At 38.3% G+C, this 20,758-nt stretch carries 23 protein-coding genes; 13 read left to right on the top strand and 10 right to left on the bottom strand.

The features are described from left to right. Both ABVM49_RS03920 and rsmI read left to right on the top strand, forming a co-directional pair. Complete coding sequence (locus tag ABVM49_RS03920; protein WP_405203130.1) at positions 1–363, top strand: DoxX family protein; 363 nt, start codon at positions 1–3, stop codon at positions 361–363. 41 nt (positions 364–404) lie between these two features. Next, positions 405–1,079, top strand: coding sequence for a 16S rRNA (cytidine(1402)-2'-O)-methyltransferase (gene rsmI / locus ABVM49_RS03925; RefSeq protein WP_299149170.1), 675 nt, complete (start codon positions 405–407; stop codon positions 1,077–1,079). Positions 1,080–1,117: 38 nt separating this feature from the next. Here rsmI and ABVM49_RS03930 read toward each other — a convergent pair whose 3' ends face one another. The 4 genes from ABVM49_RS03930 to gdhA form a co-directional block, all read right to left on the bottom strand. Next, positions 1,118–3,529: a TonB-dependent receptor plug domain-containing protein gene (locus tag ABVM49_RS03930; protein ID WP_405203131.1), complete on the bottom strand. Its 2,412-nt coding sequence runs from the start codon at positions 3,527–3,529 to the stop codon at positions 1,118–1,120. Next, complete coding sequence (recO, locus tag ABVM49_RS03935; protein ID WP_405203132.1) at positions 3,530–4,249, bottom strand: DNA repair protein RecO; 720 nt, start codon at positions 4,247–4,249, stop codon at positions 3,530–3,532. Continuing rightward, complete coding sequence (locus ABVM49_RS03940; protein WP_405203133.1) at positions 4,249–6,528, bottom strand: two-component regulator propeller domain-containing protein; 2,280 nt, start codon at positions 6,526–6,528, stop codon at positions 4,249–4,251. Before ABVM49_RS03940 ends, recO begins: the two co-directional genes overlap by 1 nt. 191 nt (positions 6,529–6,719) lie before the next feature. Then, positions 6,720–8,063, bottom strand: coding sequence for an NADP-specific glutamate dehydrogenase (gdhA, locus tag ABVM49_RS03945; RefSeq protein ID WP_405203134.1), 1,344 nt, complete (start codon positions 8,061–8,063; stop codon positions 6,720–6,722). Between the two features lie 205 nt (positions 8,064–8,268). Here gdhA and ABVM49_RS03950 point away from each other — a divergent pair, with 205 nt between their 5' ends. Next, on the top strand, positions 8,269–9,111 hold the full coding sequence (locus ABVM49_RS03950) for a THC0290_0291 family protein (RefSeq protein ID WP_405203135.1): 843 nt from the start codon (positions 8,269–8,271) through the stop codon (positions 9,109–9,111). A gap of 44 nt (positions 9,112–9,155) precedes the next feature. Here ABVM49_RS03950 and ABVM49_RS03955 read toward each other — a convergent pair whose 3' ends face one another. Beyond that, positions 9,156–10,295, bottom strand: coding sequence for a cystathionine gamma-synthase (locus ABVM49_RS03955; protein WP_405203136.1), 1,140 nt, complete (start codon positions 10,293–10,295; stop codon positions 9,156–9,158). A 254-nt stretch (positions 10,296–10,549) separates the two neighbouring features. Here ABVM49_RS03955 and ABVM49_RS03960 point away from each other — a divergent pair, with 254 nt between their 5' ends. Further along, positions 10,550–11,332, top strand: a complete 783-nt coding sequence (locus ABVM49_RS03960; protein WP_405203137.1) for a T9SS type A sorting domain-containing protein — start codon at positions 10,550–10,552, stop codon at positions 11,330–11,332. An 84-nt stretch (positions 11,333–11,416) separates the two neighbouring features. Next, complete coding sequence (locus ABVM49_RS03965; protein ID WP_405203138.1) at positions 11,417–12,139, top strand: hypothetical protein; 723 nt, start codon at positions 11,417–11,419, stop codon at positions 12,137–12,139. On the opposite strand, the gene ABVM49_RS03970 is transcribed toward ABVM49_RS03965, so the two are convergent. Then, on the bottom strand, positions 12,129–12,593 hold the full coding sequence (locus ABVM49_RS03970; RefSeq protein ID WP_038598384.1) for a DinB family protein: 465 nt from the start codon (positions 12,591–12,593) through the stop codon (positions 12,129–12,131). The two genes, ABVM49_RS03965 and ABVM49_RS03970, sit on opposite strands and share 11 nt — an antisense overlap. An 84-nt stretch (positions 12,594–12,677) precedes the next feature. Between ABVM49_RS03970 and ABVM49_RS03975 the strand changes: the two genes are divergently transcribed. From ABVM49_RS03975 to ABVM49_RS03990, 4 genes are all read left to right on the top strand, one after another. Further along, positions 12,678–13,034: an arsenate reductase family protein gene (locus ABVM49_RS03975; RefSeq protein WP_405203139.1), complete on the top strand. Its 357-nt coding sequence runs from the start codon at positions 12,678–12,680 to the stop codon at positions 13,032–13,034. Between the two features lie 6 nt (positions 13,035–13,040). Continuing rightward, entirely contained in the window at positions 13,041–13,934 is an 894-nt protein-coding gene (locus ABVM49_RS03980) for a DMT family transporter (protein ID WP_405203140.1), read from the top strand. After that, positions 13,927–15,057, top strand: coding sequence for a hypothetical protein (locus ABVM49_RS03985; protein ID WP_405203141.1), 1,131 nt, complete (start codon positions 13,927–13,929; stop codon positions 15,055–15,057). Before ABVM49_RS03980 ends, ABVM49_RS03985 begins: the two co-directional genes overlap by 8 nt. 169 nt (positions 15,058–15,226) lie before the next feature. After that, positions 15,227–15,595: a SnoaL-like domain-containing protein gene (locus ABVM49_RS03990; RefSeq protein ID WP_375251782.1), complete on the top strand. Its 369-nt coding sequence runs from the start codon at positions 15,227–15,229 to the stop codon at positions 15,593–15,595. A gap of 49 nt (positions 15,596–15,644) precedes the next feature. Here ABVM49_RS03990 and ABVM49_RS03995 read toward each other — a convergent pair whose 3' ends face one another. After that, positions 15,645–16,121 carry a thioesterase family protein gene (locus ABVM49_RS03995; RefSeq protein WP_038598374.1) on the bottom strand — a complete coding sequence of 159 codons (477 nt, stop codon included), beginning with the start codon at positions 16,119–16,121 and terminating at the stop codon, positions 15,645–15,647. 219 nt (positions 16,122–16,340) lie between these two features. Here ABVM49_RS03995 and ABVM49_RS04000 point away from each other — a divergent pair, with 219 nt between their 5' ends. Further along, a complete protein-coding gene (locus tag ABVM49_RS04000) occupies positions 16,341–17,309 on the top strand; it encodes a YheT family hydrolase (RefSeq protein ID WP_405203142.1) in 969 nt (322 codons plus the stop codon). 48 nt (positions 17,310–17,357) lie between these two features. Beyond that, a complete protein-coding gene (gene azu, locus ABVM49_RS04005) occupies positions 17,358–17,864 on the top strand; it encodes an azurin (protein ID WP_035326473.1) in 507 nt (168 codons plus the stop codon). 72 nt (positions 17,865–17,936) lie between these two features. On the opposite strand, the gene arfB is transcribed toward azu, so the two are convergent. The 3 genes from arfB to ABVM49_RS04020 are packed head-to-tail and all read right to left on the bottom strand — an operon-like array spanning position 17,937 to position 19,429. After that, positions 17,937–18,338, bottom strand: coding sequence for an alternative ribosome rescue aminoacyl-tRNA hydrolase ArfB (gene arfB, locus ABVM49_RS04010; protein WP_035328931.1), 402 nt, complete (start codon positions 18,336–18,338; stop codon positions 17,937–17,939). Continuing rightward, positions 18,331–18,468 carry a DUF2256 domain-containing protein gene (locus ABVM49_RS04015; protein WP_084811657.1) on the bottom strand — a complete coding sequence of 46 codons (138 nt, stop codon included), beginning with the start codon at positions 18,466–18,468 and terminating at the stop codon, positions 18,331–18,333. The genes arfB and ABVM49_RS04015 overlap by 8 nt, the downstream gene beginning before the upstream one ends. Positions 18,469–18,478: 10 nt before the next feature. Further along, on the bottom strand, positions 18,479–19,429 hold the full coding sequence (locus ABVM49_RS04020; protein ID WP_405203143.1) for an NAD-dependent epimerase/dehydratase family protein: 951 nt from the start codon (positions 19,427–19,429) through the stop codon (positions 18,479–18,481). Between the two features lie 111 nt (positions 19,430–19,540). Here ABVM49_RS04020 and ABVM49_RS04025 point away from each other — a divergent pair, with 111 nt between their 5' ends. Continuing rightward, positions 19,541–20,143, top strand: a complete 603-nt coding sequence (locus ABVM49_RS04025) for a hypothetical protein (RefSeq protein WP_405203144.1) — start codon at positions 19,541–19,543, stop codon at positions 20,141–20,143. Between the two features lie 15 nt (positions 20,144–20,158). Beyond that, entirely contained in the window at positions 20,159–20,668 is a 510-nt protein-coding gene (locus ABVM49_RS04030) for a nuclear transport factor 2 family protein (protein ID WP_405203145.1), read from the top strand. Positions 20,669–20,758 lie beyond the last annotated feature (90 nt).

The raw sequence follows: 20,758 nt of genomic DNA on the forward strand, positions 1-20,758 counted from the left end.
ATGAAAACACAACGCATCATTTACTGGATTGCTACCATAGGTATTTGTGCCATTATGTTATACTCTGCACAAATGTATTTTAGAAACACAGCGATGGTTGAGGGGTTTTTTGAATCTTTAAACTACCCCACATACATTGTTATACCGCTAGCCATATTAAAAATTGCAGGTGTTGCAATGGTACTCTGGCGAGGTATCCCCTGGCTTACTGAGTGGGCATATGCTGGTATTTTTATGGATGTTGTGCTCGCTGCGGCGGCACATTATAATGCAGACCAAGATATTACCCTCACACTTGTTACAACGGTTCTAGTACTTGCATCATATTTTTTTGGTAAAGAGGTACGACCTATGTATCGCTAGATTTACAGCTACAAACTGTCATTAATCACTAACTTTGCGGTATGTCAAAACTCTATCTCGTACCCACACCCATAGGTAATCTTGAAGATATGACCTTCCGTGCCATACGCATACTTAAGGAGGCAGATCTTATTCTTGCAGAAGATACACGCACCAGCGGTAAACTACTCAAGTACTATGAGATAGACACCCAGATGATGAGTCACCATATGCATAATGAGCATAAAACGGTAGATGCTATTGTAAAGCGCATTGCTGCTGGGGAGACCATAGCTTGTATAAGTGACGCGGGTACACCAGCAATTTCTGATCCTGGTTTTTTACTTACGCGTGCTTGTGTAGAGGCAGGTATAGAGGTAGACTGTTTACCAGGTGCAACGGCATTTGTACCTGCACTTGTAAATAGTGGCTTCCCTAATGATAAGTTTGTTTTTGAAGGTTTTCTCCCGGTAAAAAAAGGTCGCCAGACACGTTTTCTTGCACTTAAAGAAGAGACGCGCACGATGATTATTTACGAGTCGCCACACAAGCTAGTAAAGACCTTAGGCCACTTTGTAGAATATTTTGGAGAAGATCGCCCGGTTTCTGTCTCTCGAGAGATTACAAAACTACACGAAGAAACCGTGAGAGGTACCGCAGCAGAGGTACTAGCACATTATACAAACAAACCTCCTAAGGGTGAGATTGTAATCATAGTAGGTGGCAAAAGCAAGTAGTTAAATGGTTCTTATTACGCTTTCGCGAAAGCGTAACCTTAAAAATTATAAGTCGCCGCAAGTATTAAATTTCTCCCCGCCGCAGCTATTCCAGAAGAATAGGTACGGTAACGCTGGTCTGTAATATTCTCAAGATTTGCCGTAAAAGACCAACTGTCTGAAAGTACATATCTACTCGCAATACTCAAGTCATACCAGCTAGGTGAGAAGGGATTACCATCTCCGTCTAGTGCATAAAGGTGTGCGTTACTTTGCTGGCTAGGAGCAAGCTCATCAAAATCAAACTTACCGCTATATGCCACAGAGGCATCAAGTGTCCACTTATCTTTTGCCCAGATTAAATGCCCATTTCCAAAGAGTGGTGCCACGTGTCTAAAAGGCACATAACTCCCATCTTCTTCTTGCTCTACACCACTCGTGTAATTAAACTGGCTTGTGAGTCTTAAATGCTTTGTGAGGTTTGCATTTGCCCCTATCTCCACACCATATACCTCTGCCTTAGATGCGTTTTGAATAGCTTGGACATTACTAGTCTCACCTTGATACTCTATCTCTGTAACACCATTAAGATTAAAATCGCGACGCACCAGCGCGTTCTCCAGCAGTGTATAATACCCGTTTACATCAAACTGTAGTACGTTAGAAAAATTAAGACTCACGCCCAGCTCCCCATTATAGGCATATTCAGATTTAAGATCAGGGTTAGGCACAACAACAGAACCTGGCTCGCTATCAAAAATTTTACCCACATCATCTATATTAGGTGCTCTAAAAGCTGTACCTACATTTGCCTTAACACTTACTTTTTTTGACACCTCGTGAGTCACGCCAAAACTTCCAGTGAGATTACCCGTACTCAAGTCTGCGTTTTGAAAAGGAAATGCAAAAAACTCATTATTATCAGAAAAGTCTGCTGCTAGTAAGATGTGATTATAACGTAATCCCGTTTGTAAATGTGTGTTATCAGAAAGCTCTATTTGTGCACTGGCATAAGCTGCAAGCGATTGCCAGGTAGAGCCATCTGGATATCTCGACGCTGTGTTTGCTATGTCACCCGTAGTTATGTCTGTTACTTGACCATCTGAGTGTACTTTGTTATGTATATATTCAAGGCCATAAAATATTTTGTTTCTCCTAGTCTTAAGCTTCTTAACAAAATCTAACCCTACAGATATTGCATCTACACTCTCATCTGTCTCAAAGAAGTCTGTCGCGTTAAAATCCCGGTCGTTTCTACTTTCTTTAGAATTCTGGTAAGTAAAGGTACCTATCACTCTATCGTAGTACTGACCATTACCTTCTTTATTAACCTGGAGGTTAGTCATAAACCACTTTTGTGGACCATAAAACCACTCTGCCGATCTAAACTCGCCATCACGTTTTCTTGTTAATCGATCATAACGATCATAATCTGATGTGGCTGCATAAATCACCCCAAGGTTAAAATCCCACTTTTCATTAGGTGTATATCTAACCTTTTGCATTAGATTAAGTGAGTTAAAAGCAGAGCCTACTTGTACCAGTGCGTCTTCATTTGTGACAGCTACATCTACCCCATCTATAGTCTGTACATATTCAGAACGTAGGTAATCATCTGGACCGTGCTTCCCTTGTCGCTGGTTATCATAATCTGAGTAACTAGCACTTGTGAGGAAAGACCACTGCCTCTTACCCAGTGTGATATCAAAGTGACCCGTCTTCTCATTATTGGCCGTATTTACTCTGGCTACAGCCGTACCTGTTACCGTAAGGCTGTCTGAAAATGATAGTTTGGGCTGTTTTGTATAAAAATTCATCACTCCACCTACAGCGTCACTACCATAAATCACAGAACCTGGACCTAATAAAACTTCTGTGCGGTTTATAATAAAAGGATCAATAGATATCACGTTTTGCACGTTTCCTCCTCTAAATATGGCCGTGTTAAATCTCACACCGTCTAATGTGATGAGTAGCCTATTTGTAGAGAATCCTCGTATGAGTGGACTACCTCCACCCTGCTGACTTTTTTGAACAAAAACAGACCCACTTGTCTCTAGTAAATCTGCCGCTGTTTGCGGGTTTGCTCTTATAATATCTTTTGAGGTGAGGCCTACTATTTTCTGAGGTACATTCTTTCGGCTTTGTGCAAATTTACTCGCAGAAAGCACAATTTCTGTAAGCTGGTTATCCTTTTGTTTAAGAAAAATTCGGTTTGAAAATGCTGCTATTTGTGCTTTTGTATACTGAGCGTCCTTATGTGCGACTTCTTGAAAATAAAGGGTTTCCGCTTTCGCGAAAGCGGTCACATCTGCCTTACCATCAAAATCTGTGAGTGCACTTTTACTCTTGTCATTATTAAATATAGCAACCCCTATTATAGGCTCACGCGTGTCTACATCTAGTACTGTAATGACCTGAGAGTAAGAAGTAAAAGACAGCAGCAGAAATAGGGATAAAAGTATGCGCATTTAGCTAAAAATTGAGTTAAGCACCGCTAGTGAGCGAGGTTTCTTAAAACCTTGCAAATGTAACTCATAATACTGTAACAGTATATTGAGAAAGGAGGTGCGTTGTTTTTGATTTAGTTTGATTTTTGTAAGTGCATCAAAATTTATGCCTAAGAACCTTTTTAACAACTCAATTTCTTCTCCAGATCTACTATACAAAGTGCGCTCTGAAGACTCAAAATAACCATCTAGCAAATTAAAATATAGGTGATGTGCCTCACTATCATCTGGATAGAAGCCTAGATAACCGCTTAACTTCACTAAAAATAGTAGATGAAAATTTGCAATATCACTATGTAAATCTAGCCATAAGCTTGAGGCAACCAGAAACTCAAATAGCGGAGCATTTTCTTCTTCCTCTTGCACAGAAGATCGCAGCATATCTGATATAAAAAAAACGATAGCACTCTTTGCTACCTGTGTGTGCAGGCTCGTATAATGAGTAATGACTTTTGCTTCTCTTATACTCTCGAGGGTTCCCTTGTCTTTATGGTTTGCTTCTATCTCAAGATGGGTGAGCGGCTGAAACATTGCTACACGTAGCTTTCCCTTTTTAGATTTAAGAATGTTTCTGAGTAGGTACGACTTGACACCGCTGCTTTTTGTAAAAGCCTTTACAATAAGATCTGCCTCACCATACTTGAGCGCAGAGAATACAATAGCTTCTGTTTTTACTAGCATTATCGTATGATCATCACTTTTTCTATGGTAGTCTCTTGTATTTCTTCTGGAGGGCCGGTAATGAGTAATAAGTATACCCCAGAAGCCACCTTATGACGGCCAAAGGCTGTTGTATCCCACTCTATGCTGCCACCTGTGGTATTTTCTTCATAAACGAGGTTACCTACTAGGTCTGTAATTTTTACATTAGTACGAGCGGTAAGTCCTTCTATACGCACGTTACCATTAAAGCCTGGTCTCACTGGGTTAGGATATATTAGTACATTCTCCAGATTATCTGCAGGAGCAGTAGAAGTACCATCAAAAGATACCATACCTCTTACGGTACCAAAGTAAACACTCCCCGTCTCTGGATCTATCGCAACAGATTGTACCGTGTTAGACGGCAGTGGTGAGTTATCTGTAGTGAAGTGAAAAATGGTTTCTTGGCCATTAGGACTCACGTAAAACACACCAGAGTCTGCAGTGGCTAGCCACTTATTATTTGCTCCATCTACAATGATATCTGTTATCACTTGGTCATTAAGCAATTCTTGAGCTAGACCATCCTCTAAAAATATAATTGCATTTGCGCTTATCTGTGGGTTTTCAAAAATTTGTGATGGGCCAAATAGTACTCTAAGGCCTAATCGTGTTCCAATCCACAAAGCCCCATTTCTATCTACTGCTAGCGAGCGTATATCATCTATAGGTAAATTTGCTGCTCCATCTTCTCCTGCAAGTCTTGCAAACTCATTAGTAGCTGGATTATAAGCAATCACACCTCTTGTATCTGTCCCAAAAAACACAACACCATCAAGACCTATTGCAAGGGCATCAAGATTTGCATCACTTCCGGCTAGAATCTCCTCTGTGTTAAAAGAAGAAAATTGTCCTGCTGGACTTACCCTGTGCAAGCCTAGCAGTGATCTTGCATTAGTCACCCAGAAATTACCCTCAGCATCAAACGCTCCTCCGTTTACACGTACATCATCTGTAGTTGATGAAACAGGAGATAGCGAACTATTATTTTCATCATATAAAATACTAGGCGTTGCATCTAGCACCTCAACTAGACCTCCATTAAAAGAACTTGCATACACCTGTGTTGGGTCTAAGGGGTTTATAGCAACGTGCACAAAATTTGTCGCTCCAAAAAGATCTCCAGGGTTTATAAAACTCCACCCCAAACCCTCTTCATATCTACTTATTCCCTGTGTTTTGAGCGGGAAAGGATTATAAGAGACATCAAAATCTCCAAAAACAGACCACACGTTTCCAGCACTTGCTGCTACATCAAAATGTTCATTTTCAAGCGGACCATTAGGAAGTAGCCTTGCTACATCAGAAATATTATCACTAGAAAATCGCGCCACACCGGAACCAAATGTCCCAACAAAGATTTCTCCTTGAAGTGTCAATGTAGTAGTATATCTTGTTGTAAAACCTTCTATCGCACCATAGGTTTGAGCTAGATTTTGATTTTCATCATAAAGTAAGACGGTAGCATTATATGTTACAGATAAGAAATCTTCATTAGGTCTAATGTCTATTACCGTCTCTGGGTATGATTCAAAAATGTTATAATCTAACCCATTTTGAGAGATAAGAATCTGGTTATCTTCTTGTAAGTAAAGGTCATCGTTAAAACTTACAATCTCTTGATATGATCCAGTGCGTATAGTCTCCCAGTTATCAAAATCTATAATATTATCATTTGCAACAAGTGCCCTACGTAAACCTCCGTCACTAGACGCTGCATAGATGTATGGCTCTTGTATGGCTACACTACCTATATCTAGTAAGCCACCGCCGTTACCTATAAAATAAGAATCGTCAAACTCTAACTGGTTGAGTTCAAATAAAGAAATACCAAAGCTTGATGATATATAAACAAAGCCATTATATTCTTCAAAATGATTAATGCGCTTACGGTCTGGTGGGATAGCAGGTTTATTAAAAATATCTACCACTGTAAGAACATCTGTTCTATTACCTACTACAACATCTATAACACCATTTTCATACCCTATAAAAAGTGTGTCAAAATTTTCACTATAATAAATAGCAGATATAACATTACCAGAAAGACCATTTACGGTGGTTCTAGTCTCTATAGTCTCATCAAGTGTGTTATATATAAAAACAGCATTTTCTGAGGCCACATATACTCTATCATTACCAGAGGTCATATCAGACACTCGGTTATAAGAGTAATGTGCTGTCCAGTTTTCTGAAAAGTCTTGGGACATCACTGTAAATGATGTGAGAAGAATCAATAAGAAAAAACGCGTCTTCACTACCGGTAACTGTTTATTTGTATAAAACGACCAAATGTACAATTATTGCTTTGAGCACAGAAATGGAGCTAGGTTATGCATAAGATAGTTAGGTTTCTTGATTACGCTTTCGCGAAAGCGTACTACTACCCATAAAAAAATCAGACAGCCTGAGCTGTCTGATTGTAATATTATATTATATGTGTGACTTACTATACCACTCCTTGAGCTAGCATAGCATCTGCCACCTTTACAAATCCGGCAACGTTTGCTCCTTTTACATAGTCTACATAACCGTCTTCATCTTTTCCATACTCTACACACGCTTCGTGTATGTCTAGCATAATCTTGTGAAGTTTTTGATCTACCTCTTCAGCAGTCCAGTTAAAACGTAAACTGTTTTGAGACATTTCTAGTCCAGATGTCGCAACACCTCCTGCGTTTGATGCTTTTCCAGGTGAGAAAAGAATTTTTGCTTTATGGAAAACTTCTATAGCTTCTGGCGTACAAGGCATATTTGCACCTTCGGCAACGCATATACATCCGTTATCTACTAGTGTTTTTGCCTCATCTCCATTAAGTTCATTTTGTGTAGCACAAGGAAGTGCAACATCTACCTTAGTAGACCAAGGTCTTTGTCCCTCGTGATACTCTGCACTTGTGTATGTATCTACATACTCGCTTATACGACCACGTTTTACATTTTTAAGATCCATAATAAACGCAAGCTTATCTGCATCTATACCGTCTTTATCATAAATGTAACCTCCAGAGTCTGACATAGTCACTACTTTACCACCTAGTTGAGTAACTTTCTCTGTAGCATATTGAGCAACGTTTCCAGATCCAGAAACTGCTACTGCTTTGCCTTCAAAAGTTTCACCTTTAGTCTTAAGCATACTTTGTGCAAAGTATACATCACCATAACCGGTTGCTTCTGGACGCATTAATGAACCTCCATAAGTAAGACCTTTACCTGTAAGTACTCCTGTAAACTCATTACGAAGTCTCTTGTACTGTCCAAACATATAGCCTATCTCACGACCGCCTACTCCTATATCTCCAGCAGGTACGTCTGTGTTAGGACCTATGTGACGAGCTAGCTCGCTCATAAAGCTCTGGCAAAAACGCATTACCTCTGCATCTGACTTTCCCTTTGGGTTAAAGTCAGATCCTCCTTTACCACCACCCATAGGTAATGTAGTAAGACTGTTTTTAAACACTTGCTCAAACCCTAAAAACTTAAGAATACTCAAGTTTACAGAAGGGTGAAAACGAAGTCCTCCTTTATATGGCCCTATAGCGCTGTTAAACTCTACACGGTATCCTCTATTTACTTGAATCTCTCCAGAATCATCTGTCCAAGGCACTCTAAACATAATAGTGCGCTCTGGCTCAACCATACGCTCTAAGAGTTTCTTACCCTGGTATTTTGGATTTTTTTCTATAAAAGGAATTACAGTTTCTGCCACCTCGTGGACTGCCTGCATAAATTCTGGTTCATTTGGGTTGCTCTGAGCAACATAATCGACAAATTTTTTAATGCTGTCTGACATAAAAGGTATCTATTATGACAATGCTTTAAACATTGTTCTGTTAGAGCTACAAATATACATTATCCTTGATTTTTAGCGTGTTTTTTTTAGAATATCATAATTAAATATATAATTGTAAGATTACACTTACGTGAAATATCATTTTAACTCAAAAAACTCGATGTTTGACATATTTTTATATATTTGCTCACCTAATTACCTACTTATGAGAGCCAAGTACCTACTACTGGCATTATTATTAATGGTGATCACACAGCAGGGCTTAAATGCTCAGTTTGGGTTTTCACACGAACTTGGCGTTATAGCCGGTCCAGTTGCGTTTCAATCTGATTATGGAGAGCGTAGTAATGTTGAGACCAACCTTGGTAATGTAGGCTTTGGTGTGGGAATAGTGCACTACCTAAACTTTGCCTATCAAGCAGACTGTAACTGTTATTCAAAGTACACCTACTTTAATGATCACTTTAAGGTACGAAACGAGATAGACTTCCATATAACAAACTTAGACAACTTTGGCCCAGAGGCGAGTGATAACGATTTTGGAGGTATGCGATTACGCGCACATAAAGGAAGAACTCAAGTACTAGAGATAGGTTCACAACTAGAATACTTCCCTATGAGCATACGTGACTTCTCTGCTGGGGCCTATAAGTTTGCTCCATATGTAAGTGTAGGAGCTCACTTTGTTTCTTTTAATCCTAGTGCTACAACTTCACTACGTGAGGATGGTAATATCTTTGGACAAGTACTCAATCCTTTTACAACAGATCCTACAGATACGGGACCAGCTATTATAGAAGGTTTTAATGTAGGTGAAGGACAGATGGGTACAGGTATTGACACCCGTGTGGGTGATACTTGGGCAATAACTTGGAGTGTAGGTACTCGTTATAAATTAGGTATTCTAAGTGATCTTAATATTGATTTGAGATGGCACTACTACACTTCAAACTGGGTAGATGGACTTAATCCAGACCCAAGACCTGTAAACAGAGTAAACGACTGGATATTCTGGATGAATGTAGGGTATATCTATTACCTAGATTAAAATACTGATAAGGTGGAGAGTTACGCTTTCGCGAAAGCGGAATACTACTCAAGAGCCTGCTCAAGATCTTCTATTAAATCATCTACATCTTCTATCCCGACGCTTAGTCGTATTAAAGAATCTGTTAAACCTATTTTAAGCCTATCTTCTTTAGGTATTGCAGCGTGCGTCATTGTGGCTGGGTGACCGGCTAGACTTTCTACACCTCCTAGACTTTCGGCGAGAGTAAAGATTTTTAAATTTTTTATAACCTTGAGTGCATCTTCTGTACTATCTCCATATGTGGAAAATGATAACATCCCCCCAAAATCATTCATTTGTCTCTTAGCAATATGGTGGCTAGGGTGGTCTTCAAAACCTGGCCAGTACACCTTTTCTACTTTAGAGTGATTTTTAAGATAATGGGCAATTGCACGCCCGTTTTGACAATGCCTTTCCATACGTACGTGCAATGTTTTTATACCGCGCAGTGCGAGAAAAGCATCTTGAGGACCGCATATAGCGCCAGACGCATTTTGTATAAAGTAAAGCCTTTCTGCTAGCGTCTTTTCATTTACGATAAGTGCTCCCATTACTAGATCACTGTGACCTCCTAAGTATTTTGTAGCACTATGCATCACAATATGCGCCCCAAGATCTAGAGGGTTTTGCAGGTAAGGTGTCGCAAAGGTATTATCTACAGCAAGGAGTATGTTATTTTCATTTGCAAGTTTGGCCGCGGCTTGTATGTCAAAAATGTTCATCATCGGGTTTGTAGGAGACTCCATCCAGATCATCTTTGTATCATTTGTGATTTGAGTTTCGATATTTTTAATATCACTCATATCTACAAAATGGAAGGTAATACAATAACCTTCATAAACCTTAGTAAATAAACGAAAAGAACCACCATAGATATCGTTTGTTGTGATAACCTCATCTCCTGGTTTAAGTAGCTTCATTACCGCATCTATCGCAGCCACACCAGAGGCAAATGCCATACCAAATGCTCCATTTTCTATACTTGCAAGAGATTGCTCAAGCGCGTGACGTGTAGGGTTTGCAGATCTACTGTAGGCATATCCCTTATGATCACCCGGTGACTGTTGAGCATAAGTAGATGTCTGATAAATGGGTTGCATCACAGATCCATAAGCTGCATCTGGCTTCTGGTTACCGTGTATGGTTTTAGTATTAAATTTCATAGAGAGATTTTTATATAACAAAGCTACTTAACTCAAGTAGGAAGATAAAGTGCAGTGCACAATAAATAATTAAGGAATAACTAACTATTTAACATACTAACGTTTGTTAATAAGCCTTTTGTAAGATTTTATTCACAATACCCTACAATTTAATGACCATTTAACGAAAAAAAACAAATTAACCTACGTTAAAAAAGCCCTGTTAGCACAAATAACTTATATTTAACACATTGATAACCTTAAACAATATTAGTATGAAAAAAATTACTCTTTTATGTGCATTAGCACTTTTTACAATTTCAATGACTGCACAAGATGTTTCTGAAACATTTGATGACGGTACTGCGCCAGATGGATGGGAACTAACAACAGTTACGGGTGATTGCGACTGGGCTTTTACTGCTACAACACCAAGTTCGCAAGATGACTTTACTTCGACAGCAATTGTTTATGACGATGATGGATGTGGAAACGGGGCTGCCGCAAGTAATCTAACGATAACAACTGCTGTATATGACCTATCTGGAAGTGAAGGAGCTGCTGTTCTTACTTATGAAGTATGGTTTCAAGAATTTGGAGATCAAACATTTACTGTAGAAGCTTATGATGGGGCTGCTTGGAACACACTATTAGTTTATGATGCTAATACTGGTGGTGTTATAACTGAAACTATAGACTTAACAGATTATGTTAATACTGACTTCCAAGTAAGGTATACTTACGATGACAATGGAGGTGACTGGGGATGGGGTGCAGGTATAGATACCTTTGCTATTACAGGAGTACTATCTGCCGAAACAAATTCACTAGACGGATTTTCAATGTTTCCAAACCCTGCGACTAACGTATTAAATGTGACTGCAGCTTCTACTATTTCTAGCGTTAAAGTTTATAACCTTTTAGGTCAAGTAGTAGTAAACAAGGGAGTAAATGCACTTTCTGATGCTATTGATGTTTCTAACCTTAAAACTGGCGCTTACTTAGTACAAGTAACTGCAGAAGGTCAAACAGGAACTTACAAGTTTATGAAGCAATAAGTTTTATAACTTAAACTTTTTTAAAAGGCTACTCTTATAAGAGTAGCCTTTTTTTTATTGCAGCCTTAACCCTACATTTATCTAATGAAAAAAATACTGGCTCCCCTCCTACTTACTATACTATCTATCTCTATCGTGAGCTGTGAGAAAGAAGTTGTTTACGAAACTAATAGCACACGTTATACCACTAGCGACATAGATTTATGTGCAACACAGCAATGCCCAGACATAGATATTGACATTATTACTTTCTCTTCGCCAGAGACGGTTAAGGACATTGCAAATAAGTGGATTCTTGACAAGACAACTTCCATTTTGTATAATGCTTCTGAAGTGCCAGACCTTACTATAACAGATGCAATAGACTTATACATTAATGAGTCCCAAATTTCATATCCCGAAACTACTGAGCTCTCTGATGCTCACGAAATTCAAATAGAAACAGCGCTCTCATATGGGACTAATAATTTACTCTCTATTGTGCACTATACCTATCAATTTTCTGGTGGTGCTAGTGGGTATGACACAGCAAGCTACCTCAACCTAAATCCACAAAATGGAGAGCTATTATCAAAAGAAGCACTATTTACAGAAGATTTTTACGCTTTCGCGAAAGCGTACTTCACAAAAGAGTACCCACAGCAGGAGTATATCTTTAACAATCCCACGTTTTATGAGAGTCTTAAAGAAGTTGGTTTTACAGATGTAGGCGTAGTGCTTTATTACATAGATCTAGATACAATACAATCTGAAAATATGGTGGTTACTATACCTTGGGAAGAAGCAGAGAGTTACCTTACTTTTTAACGAGTTTTGACAACTGTATAACGCACCCTAGGTGTAAACCTTCGTGATAATTATTAAACTCCAGAGCTTCTCCGACGTTGGTAAGTGTACCGCCCGTAGTAGATAATGTGTATTCTTTAAAGTCTTTAAAAAGTCCGGCTTCATAATCTTCTTGTAATTCTGCTAGTGTTGTAAACAAGAGTGTATGCATTTGTGCCACCTCTTCTTGAGTAACTAGCCCTTCTGGTTTTGTACCTTTTCTATAGCGATCTATAAATGCCATATCAAGCTTAGTTTTAAGCCCAGACAGCCCGTATGTAAGAAGTTGCTGTGTGGCGATGCTATGACCTATATTCCATATAATGTTATTATTAAAACCCTCTGGAATTGTGTTAAGCTCCTCTGTAGTATGACTTTTTAAAAAGCGTTCTAAAAGTTGTCTACTTTTAAGGCAGATATCAAAGGTATAGGTCATAATGTGTAATTTTTGTCTAAAAATAATTCATTTTGGATGAGTTAGATGGTAATTTTGTAAAGTAATTTAATAAGCCACCATATTTTGAAAAAAATCATACACTTAGCTACTTGCAACACTTGCCAGCGTATTATTTCTGAAATAAACCCGTCTAGTGACGTTGTATTACAAGACATTAAAACCGAGCCTCTTACAGAAGATCAAGTTGTGGCTATGAAAGAAATGAGCGGTAGTTATGAGTCGCTTTTTAGTAAACGAGCACAACTCTACCGTAAACGTGGTCTTAACGAGCAATCTCTCTCTGAAGAAGATTTTAAAAATCTTATACTTGAACATTATACTTTTTTAAAGCGCCCGATTATGATTGTAGATAATCAAATTTTTGTAGGTAATAGCAAGAAGGTGGTTGCTGCTGCTGTTGAGGCATTTTCAAAAGCATAAAAATCTATGAGTAAGCGTCATCTCGCATTTCTTGCTGCCTTTGGCGCTAGTTTTATATATGGTGTAAACCACACGCTGGCAAAAGATCTTATGCCCACATACATTGAAGCATATGGTTTTATAATGCTTAGAGTGCTAGGCGCAGCGATACTATTCTGGATTACAAGCTTGTTTTTACCCTCAGAAAAGATTGACCCTAAAGACTGGTGGCGCATTATACTTTGTGCTCTTTTTGGGATGACTATTAATATGCTTATGTTTTTTAAGGGTTTACAGCTATCTACTCCTATAAACAGTAGTGTGGTCATCACCCTATCTCCAGTTATCCTTCTTATTCTATCTGCTTTATTCTTAAAAGAGAAAATCACTTGGCTCAAAGCCTCTGGTATTGCTATAGGCCTAGTAGGAGCACTTATTCTTATATTATTTGGCGCAAAAACTCAAGCTAATGCGCCCAATATACCCCTAGGTAACACGCTGTTTATAATTAACGCCATTGCCTACTCCGTCTATCTAATTTTAGTAAAGCCACTCACGGCCAAATATGCCTCGGTAACACTTATGAAATGGTTTTTCTTAATAGCAGTATTTACAAACGCACCCATTGCCTTACCTCAATTTCTCGAAGTACAGTGGTCTAGTTTACCACCTTCAGTCATAGGTGTAATGCTGTTTGTAGTAATAGGCACCACATACTTAACATACCTATTTAATGTATTTGCCCTGCGACAGCTCAAACCTTCTACGATAGGAGCCTTTATCTATTTACAACCACTCATAGCTACGCTTGTAGCTATTATACTAGGAGCAGACACCCTCACTACTATAAGAGTAGTAGCAGCTTCGCTTATTTTCTTAGGTGTATATTTAAGTACAAAACGAAAAAAAGCAAGTGTCTAATTATACGTGCACATCATATTCAAGTATAAATGATATAGATGATCGTGTTTTTATAACACTAGAGAGTCAGGACACTTTGTATTTTTCAAAACCATTCTTACACGCGTTTGAAAAGGCAAACCCGCTTATTACATACACCTACCTTCTATTTTCTCTCAATGACAAACCCGTAGCTCTTGCCATAACCCAGGCAATAGATATCTCATTAGATATGGCTTCAGAGAAAGTGCCACTCACCCAGCAACTAGCACGCAGTATACAATGCTACCTAAGCGGAAAGAAAACACATATATTAGTGTGTGGAAATATCTTTCTGAGCGGTGCATATGGTCTTTATGTAAAAACCGGTATAGATAAAAGAAGTGTGTATGATACGCTTTCGCGAAAGCTAAAAAAGCTCTCTATACCAAAAAAACCAAGCCTCTTTTTCCTAAAGGACTTTAATGCTACCGAAGATGCATCTGCTAGCATCGCAGAAAAAGAACACTTTCAATCTTTTACGGTAGAACCAAATATGAGGCTACATGTAAGGTGGAAAGACTTTGACAGTTATAAAAATGCCTTAAAATCTAAGTATAGAGTAAAGGTTAATAGAGCAGATACATTGAGCAATAACCTTACTGTACGATCGCTATCTGCATTAGAGATAAGAAGCAATAAAGACAGCTTACAGCTGCTATATAATAATGTAACTAGCAAGGCTGTTTTTAATACCCTAACTATTACTATAGAGACCTATGCACTACTAAAAGATGCTTTTAAAGACCGTATCATTTTTAAAACCTATAGTAGAGATGGGATGCTTGTGGGATTCTCAACCGCTTTTATTGTAGATGATGTGCTTGATGCACATTTTATAGGACTCAACTACGAGTTTAATAAAACAGATGCCGTCTACCAAAGAATGCTTAACGATTATATAAGACAAGGTCTCTCATTAGGGGTGAAAGAAATCAACTTGGGCAGAACAGCATCTGAAATTAAAAGTACTCTAGGTGCTGTACCAGAACAACTGCGGTGTTATATAAAACACCGTCGTACGGCAGCAAATATGTTATTTAAACCTCTTGTGCGTCAAATCGAAATGACAGAATATAAGCAACATACACCGTTTAAAAAATAAACTTTGTGCACTATCAATTAGTAGTATGTGCTTGAACTTTTTGACATTCAAATTCTCCTTCAATATAGCAAATTGTGTTAAAAATTTAACTTTTATTTTAAGTTTTGACTAGCAAAAGCAGTATTTAGATACATATATTTACACCAAACAATCTAAAAATCAACTCATTATGAAAACTCAAGAAATTGCAAACAATCTAGTAGAATGGTGTAATAAAGGAGATTATGCAAAGTGCTATCAAGAACTTTACAGCCCAGACATCGTAAGTCTCGAACCATCGTGGGCAGAACACTCAAGATCTGAGGGTATGGAAGCTGTAGGAAAAAAAGGAGAATGGTGGGAAAATACTTTTGATGTACACAGCACTACTGTAAGTGAGCCTACTGTGGCAGAAAACTGGTTTTCTGTACGATTTGATATGGATACTACTCATAAGCCTAGCGGGCAACGCAGTAAATCTTCAGAAATAGCAGTATATCAAGTAAAGGATGGAAAAATTGTTCAAGAGCAATTCTTTTATGATATGCCTGGACAATAGCAGTATCATTATAGGAGCAGCATCATACTGCTCCTATAATTTTTTTTTATTACTCTCTATCCCTAGGCGCCTGCCCGTGAGATCTCATATCTTCTTTAGTTAAGACTTTATAGTCTGGTGTTTTTGGGGCATTTTCGAGCATAGGCATTAATGCCTCTGGAAGGCCAGTAGTTTTACGTGTGGTAAGATCTATCCAAGCTCCTTGCATACTTCCGCGAGCTAGGTTTCTTCCTTTATAATCATAAAAGTTATGTACAAACTTAAAGAACATACCATCCTCACTAGCTCCTCCTAACTCAAAGGTCACAGTGATAGGTCTACCTTGAAAGGCTTCTTTAAAAAAGAATATTTGCTCGTGAAAAATCACTGGCCCTATGTTATACTCCACCATCTCCTTCTGGCTTAAACCATTCTCTATCATAAAGCCCATACGAGTATGAGACATAAAGTTTACGTAAGCAGAGTTTGCTAGGTGGCGATTTGCATCTATATCACTCCATCGTATATCAAATTCTTTTGTGTACATATATAAATTGTTCTAATTAAATCAAGTTTGTGACAATACCGTCTTGTCGTAAAATTACAATAATCGCTTCTTTGAGGTACAGTAGTTTTCGATAAAAATATCTTAATAAGCTTTTACAGAATGACTATATATAGGTATTACCCTCTCATAATTATGTAATTTTGTGATAGTAGTATGTTGTACTACAAAATGTTAAATATCTAAAGCTACATACCCTAAATGCCCATAGTTTCATCAAATTTTCGCGCAAGCGGACTATTTAAAGATGCTCATTTTTCTACCATTTACTCTGCAAAAATTAGGCGTGTAAAAGGGGTTAAACAGTCTAGAGAGCGTTTAGAACTTCCCGATGGTGACTTTATAGATATAGACTGGACAAATGCTCGAGTTTCAAGAAAAAATCAAAAGGTGGCTGTTCTCTTTCACGGCTTAGAAGGTGATGCACAGCGTCCTTATATGCTAGGCACAGCAAAGTTATTAAGCACAAATGGCTATGATGTTGCCGCTGTAAATTTACGGGGCTGTAGCGGCGTGCAAAATAGACTCTACCGGTCTTACCACAGTGGAGAAACGGGTGACATTGCATTTATTGTAGAAACACTTGTTAAGCGTAAATATGAAAAAATAGGTCTCTACGGTGTGAGCTTGGGAGGTAATGCTGTTTTAAAATACCTAGGAGAGCATACTAATATCCCTACAGAAGTTAAAGTAGCCTCCTGCATAGGTGTACCCGCAGATTTACGTATGTCTCTTGAGCAATTATCAAAAAAAGAAAATGTCATTTATCGCACTTCCTTTTTAGTACACTTACGTGCAAAGTATCGAAAAAAAATGTCTCGCTTTCCTGAGAAAATGAGTAAGCAGTCGTATAAGAAAATTAATAGTTTACAATCTTTTGACGATATATACACCGCGCCCGCTCACGGGTTTGAAGATGCACTAGATTATTATGCAAAAGCAAGTAGCGCTCAGTTTATAAAAAATATTAAAGTACCTACTCTTATCCTTAATGCAAAAAATGATAGTTTTTTACACGGTGACTGCTATCCTATAGAACAAGCAAAACAGTCTGACATCTTACATTTAGAAATGCCAGATCACGGAGGGCACGTGGGCTTTTATATGAAAGGAGAGTATTACTACAATGAGTTACGCACCTTTGACTTTTTTAAAAATTATATTGAGTAAAAAGCTGTTGTTGATTATCTTTAGAAACTTAAACTAAACTGAACTACTATGAAATTTAAAGGAATTATAGCTGCTCTTGCACTTGCGGGACTTATGATAAGCTGCGGCGGCGAAGAGAAAAAAGCCGAAAAAGAAACCGTAAAGATAGGCTCAAAAAAGACAACCAAAAAAGATGATGGAAAATCTGTAAATCTTGCACTTGCAGGAAATGACCAGATGAAATATGACAAGAGCGAACTTAAAGTTAAAGCTGGTCAAGAAGTGACTCTTACACTACGTCACACAGGAAAAATTGATAAAAAAATAATGGGTCACAACTTTGTACTACTTAAGCCAGGAACGTCTATTCCAGAATTTTCGGCAGCGGCGGCAGCAACTGGTGAAGCTGGTGACTGGATTGCAAATGAAGATCAGATCATAGCTCATACTAAGATGATAGGTGGTGGGCAGTCTACTACTGTAACCTTTACCGCACCAGAGGCTGGAACCTATGATTTTATATGTAGCTTTCCAGGTCACTCAGGACTTATGAAAGGAAAATTTATTGTAGAGTAATCTACACTATTTTAAAATTAAAAGCCCTGTAAACGCATTGTTTACAGGGCTTTTAATTTTACAACAGTTCTTCTAAAACTCTGGTCGCTTGCGATTTGCCTTTTTTTCTGACTGTTCCTTTTTGGCTTTAAGGCGTTTTAGCTTGGCAAGTTTAGAAGGCCGTTTCTTCTTTCTCACTTTAGGAACTTGTATAGCCACTTCTAGTAGCGAGAAAAAGCGCTTTATGACATCCTCTTTATTTTTATGCTGGCTACGTGATGCTTGTGAAGCAAGCTGCAGCACCCCTTCCTTAGTGAGTCTGTGAGCGAGCTTATCAGTAAGGCGCACTATTTCTTCTTCTGTAAATGCAAGGGTTTCTGGTAACGACCAGCTCAACTCTATTCTAGAACTTGTTTTATTTGCGTGCTGTCCACCCGGGCCACTGCTTTTTGAAGCCTTAAATGATAATTCTTGTAAGAGCTGTTCTCTATGCACTGTTTTTATTTCTTCGGCAGCGCTCGCTGCAGTAAATGACCTCTGCCCAGTTTTTTTCCCATTTTTTACGCCAGGTAAATGGACGTTTACAAACGGGACAATCTTTTGTGGGGAGGTCTCTCTTTTTCACGTAAGTGTACTTATTTATATCGTTCTTCTAGATTATCGAGCATTACTTTTGTGATGGCATCTAGGTCAAATTTATGCTCCCAGCCCCAATCCTTGCGCGCAACACTGTCATCTATAGACTCTGGCCACGAGTCTGCAATGGCCTGTCTAAAGTCTGGCTCGTAGCTTATCTCAAAGTTAGGTACTACCTTTTGTATACTTGCTGCAACATCTTCTGGGGCATAACTTACTCCGGCTAGGTTGTATGATGAGCGTACTTTTATATTCTTTTTTGGCGCATCCATAATGCCTATAGTTGCTCTTATGGCATCATCCATATACATCATAGGTAATATTGTTCCTTTATTAAGGAAGCTACGGTACTGGCCGTGTTTAAGAGCTCTATGATAGATGTCTACAGCATAGTCTGTCGTACCACCTCCTGGCTCTGTTGTATAACTTATAAGGCCTGGGTAACGTATGCTGCGTACATCTACATCATATTTATTATGGTAATACTCACACCAGCGCTCTCCTGTTTGTTTTGAAATCCCATACACGGTAGATGGCTCCATAACGGTGAGTTGTGGTGTATTTTGAGCTGGTGTAGTTTCACCAAAAACAGCTATACTAGATGGCCAGAACACTTTTTTTACCTTCTTATCTTTTGCTAGGTTAAGCACGTTAAATAAAGAGGTCATATTAAGATGCCAGGCCTTTGCTGGAAAACGCTCTGCAATAGCACTAAGCATTGCTGCCATAAGGTACACGGTATCTACCTTGTATCTAAATATTACATCTTCTACTGCTGCAAGGTCTGTGGCATCTAGTAGTTCAAAATGCCCCTCACCCATTATGTCTTCATTACCCTCGCGTATATCGCTGGCAACTACTTTATCTGCACCAAATCTATTTCTTAAGGTGAGTGTAAGTTCTGTGCCTATCTGGCCACAGGCTCCTATTATTAGTATTCTTGATTTCATTTGTGTGTGTTTTGAAGTACGCTTTCGCGAAAGCGTAGACAAACTTAGTCATAATTATTGCTCACATATATGCATTTGACCTACTTTTGTTATGTCTTTACGCTATATTTTATGAGATATTTATCTGTATTATTATTATTTATTTTGGTTTTTATGCTAAATGCTTGCTCTGAAAAGCAAACACCTCAAGAAATCACTACCCAAGAGCAAACACTAGGAAAAGACACTTTATCTATAGCAAAACCTAGTAATCTTAAACCTAAAATAGGCCTTAGACCACAAGCAAGAGAAGGTGTAGCAAACTGGCCTTTATACAGGGATCTATCTGTAGCGATAGATAGTTTACAAATACCTACACTGGGCGTTTTAAAAAATAAGATTCAAAAATTTGACAACTTATATGAGGCAAAGGCAGAAGCAGAGGAGGCAGAGGTGCAAGTTGCTCCTCAAGAAACATTGTCTAACGCAATACAAGCAAGACTCATTGCCATTGAGACAAAGGTGAAAGTGCTTAAAAATGAAGCTTTTTTAAACAAACCAAACTCAGAAACACTGTCTAAGCAAATAGGAGATTTACATAATGCTTACCAGGATCTTAATTTACAACTTAATGAGGCGTTCAACACAAGCTTTAGAGATTTACTAGAAGAAATAAAACTTGAGAATGAAGAGCCTGATGGTGATGGGGAAGAAAAAGAAATTCTTAAAGATTAATAAATACAGTAAATTATGAAGTTTATAGCTACCCTTTTTGTCCTTATAAGCATTACTACAACTACACTTGCGCAAGATAATGACTCTATTAAGACATCTATCACAACAGCCTTAGATGCGTGGCATCAAGCAGCATCTAACGCAGATTTTGATGCTTATTTTGGTTTGATGACAGACTCTGCAATTTTTGTAGGAACAGATGCAACAGAAATTTGGGATGTGGAGTCTTTTAAAAATTACTCAAAACCTCATTTTGATAAAGGTCGTGCTTGGTCATTCAAAGCTATAGATAGAAATGTATATGTAGAGGGATTAAACCCAAGTATTGCTTGGTTTGATGAACATTTAGAAACACAAATGGGGATTTGCAGAGGCTCTGGAGTTCTAAAAAAAGTAAACGGCAACTGGAAGGTGCACCACTATGTCTTATCTATTGCAGTGCCTAATGAAAATGTGTCTGAGCTTACCAAAATGAAAAGTGAATGGGACACTCGCTACATCGAGAAAATGCGCAAAAAACAGTAAGCAAAAGATGTTTATTTTATTAAAATCTCAGCTTTTTAAAGGTTTGCTTGATATTATGTAGATTTTTTGTTGGTTTTATAGAGAAATAAT

The sequence above is a fragment of the Dokdonia sp. LLG6352-1 genome, from assembly GCF_045055815.1.
GTDB lineage: Bacteria > Bacteroidota > Bacteroidia > Flavobacteriales > Flavobacteriaceae > Dokdonia > Dokdonia donghaensis.

Excerpts from the sequence above, each read along its gene's own strand:
- ABVM49_RS03955 (WP_405203136.1), bottom strand. The coding sequence starts at position 10,295 with ATGAAATTTAATACTAAAACCATACACGGTAACCAGAAGCCAGATGCA.
- ABVM49_RS04025 (WP_405203144.1), top strand. The coding sequence starts at position 19,541 with ATGAGATATTTATCTGTATTATTATTATTTATTTTGGTTTTTATGCTA.
- ABVM49_RS03965 (WP_405203138.1), top strand. The coding sequence starts at position 11,417 with ATGAAAAAAATACTGGCTCCCCTCCTACTTACTATACTATCTATCTCT.
- ABVM49_RS04030 (WP_405203145.1), top strand. The coding sequence starts at position 20,159 with ATGAAGTTTATAGCTACCCTTTTTGTCCTTATAAGCATTACTACAACT.
- ABVM49_RS03980 (WP_405203140.1), top strand. The coding sequence starts at position 13,041 with ATGAGTAAGCGTCATCTCGCATTTCTTGCTGCCTTTGGCGCTAGTTTT.
- ABVM49_RS03970 (WP_038598384.1), bottom strand. The coding sequence starts at position 12,593 with ATGACCTATACCTTTGATATCTGCCTTAAAAGTAGACAACTTTTAGAA.
- ABVM49_RS03920 (WP_405203130.1), top strand. The coding sequence starts at position 1 with ATGAAAACACAACGCATCATTTACTGGATTGCTACCATAGGTATTTGT.
- ABVM49_RS03960 (WP_405203137.1), top strand. The coding sequence starts at position 10,550 with ATGAAAAAAATTACTCTTTTATGTGCATTAGCACTTTTTACAATTTCA.
- recO (WP_405203132.1), bottom strand. The coding sequence starts at position 4,249 with ATGCTAGTAAAAACAGAAGCTATTGTATTCTCTGCGCTCAAGTATGGT.
- ABVM49_RS03990 (WP_375251782.1), top strand. The coding sequence starts at position 15,227 with ATGAAAACTCAAGAAATTGCAAACAATCTAGTAGAATGGTGTAATAAA.
- ABVM49_RS03995 (WP_038598374.1), bottom strand. The coding sequence starts at position 16,121 with ATGTACACAAAAGAATTTGATATACGATGGAGTGATATAGATGCAAAT.
- gdhA (WP_405203134.1), bottom strand. The coding sequence starts at position 8,063 with ATGTCAGACAGCATTAAAAAATTTGTCGATTATGTTGCTCAGAGCAAC.
- rsmI (WP_299149170.1), top strand. The coding sequence starts at position 405 with ATGTCAAAACTCTATCTCGTACCCACACCCATAGGTAATCTTGAAGAT.
- azu (WP_035326473.1), top strand. The coding sequence starts at position 17,358 with ATGAAATTTAAAGGAATTATAGCTGCTCTTGCACTTGCGGGACTTATG.
- ABVM49_RS04020 (WP_405203143.1), bottom strand. The coding sequence starts at position 19,429 with ATGAAATCAAGAATACTAATAATAGGAGCCTGTGGCCAGATAGGCACA.
- ABVM49_RS03950 (WP_405203135.1), top strand. The coding sequence starts at position 8,269 with ATGAGAGCCAAGTACCTACTACTGGCATTATTATTAATGGTGATCACA.
- ABVM49_RS03930 (WP_405203131.1), bottom strand. The coding sequence starts at position 3,529 with ATGCGCATACTTTTATCCCTATTTCTGCTGCTGTCTTTTACTTCTTAC.
- ABVM49_RS04000 (WP_405203142.1), top strand. The coding sequence starts at position 16,341 with ATGCCCATAGTTTCATCAAATTTTCGCGCAAGCGGACTATTTAAAGAT.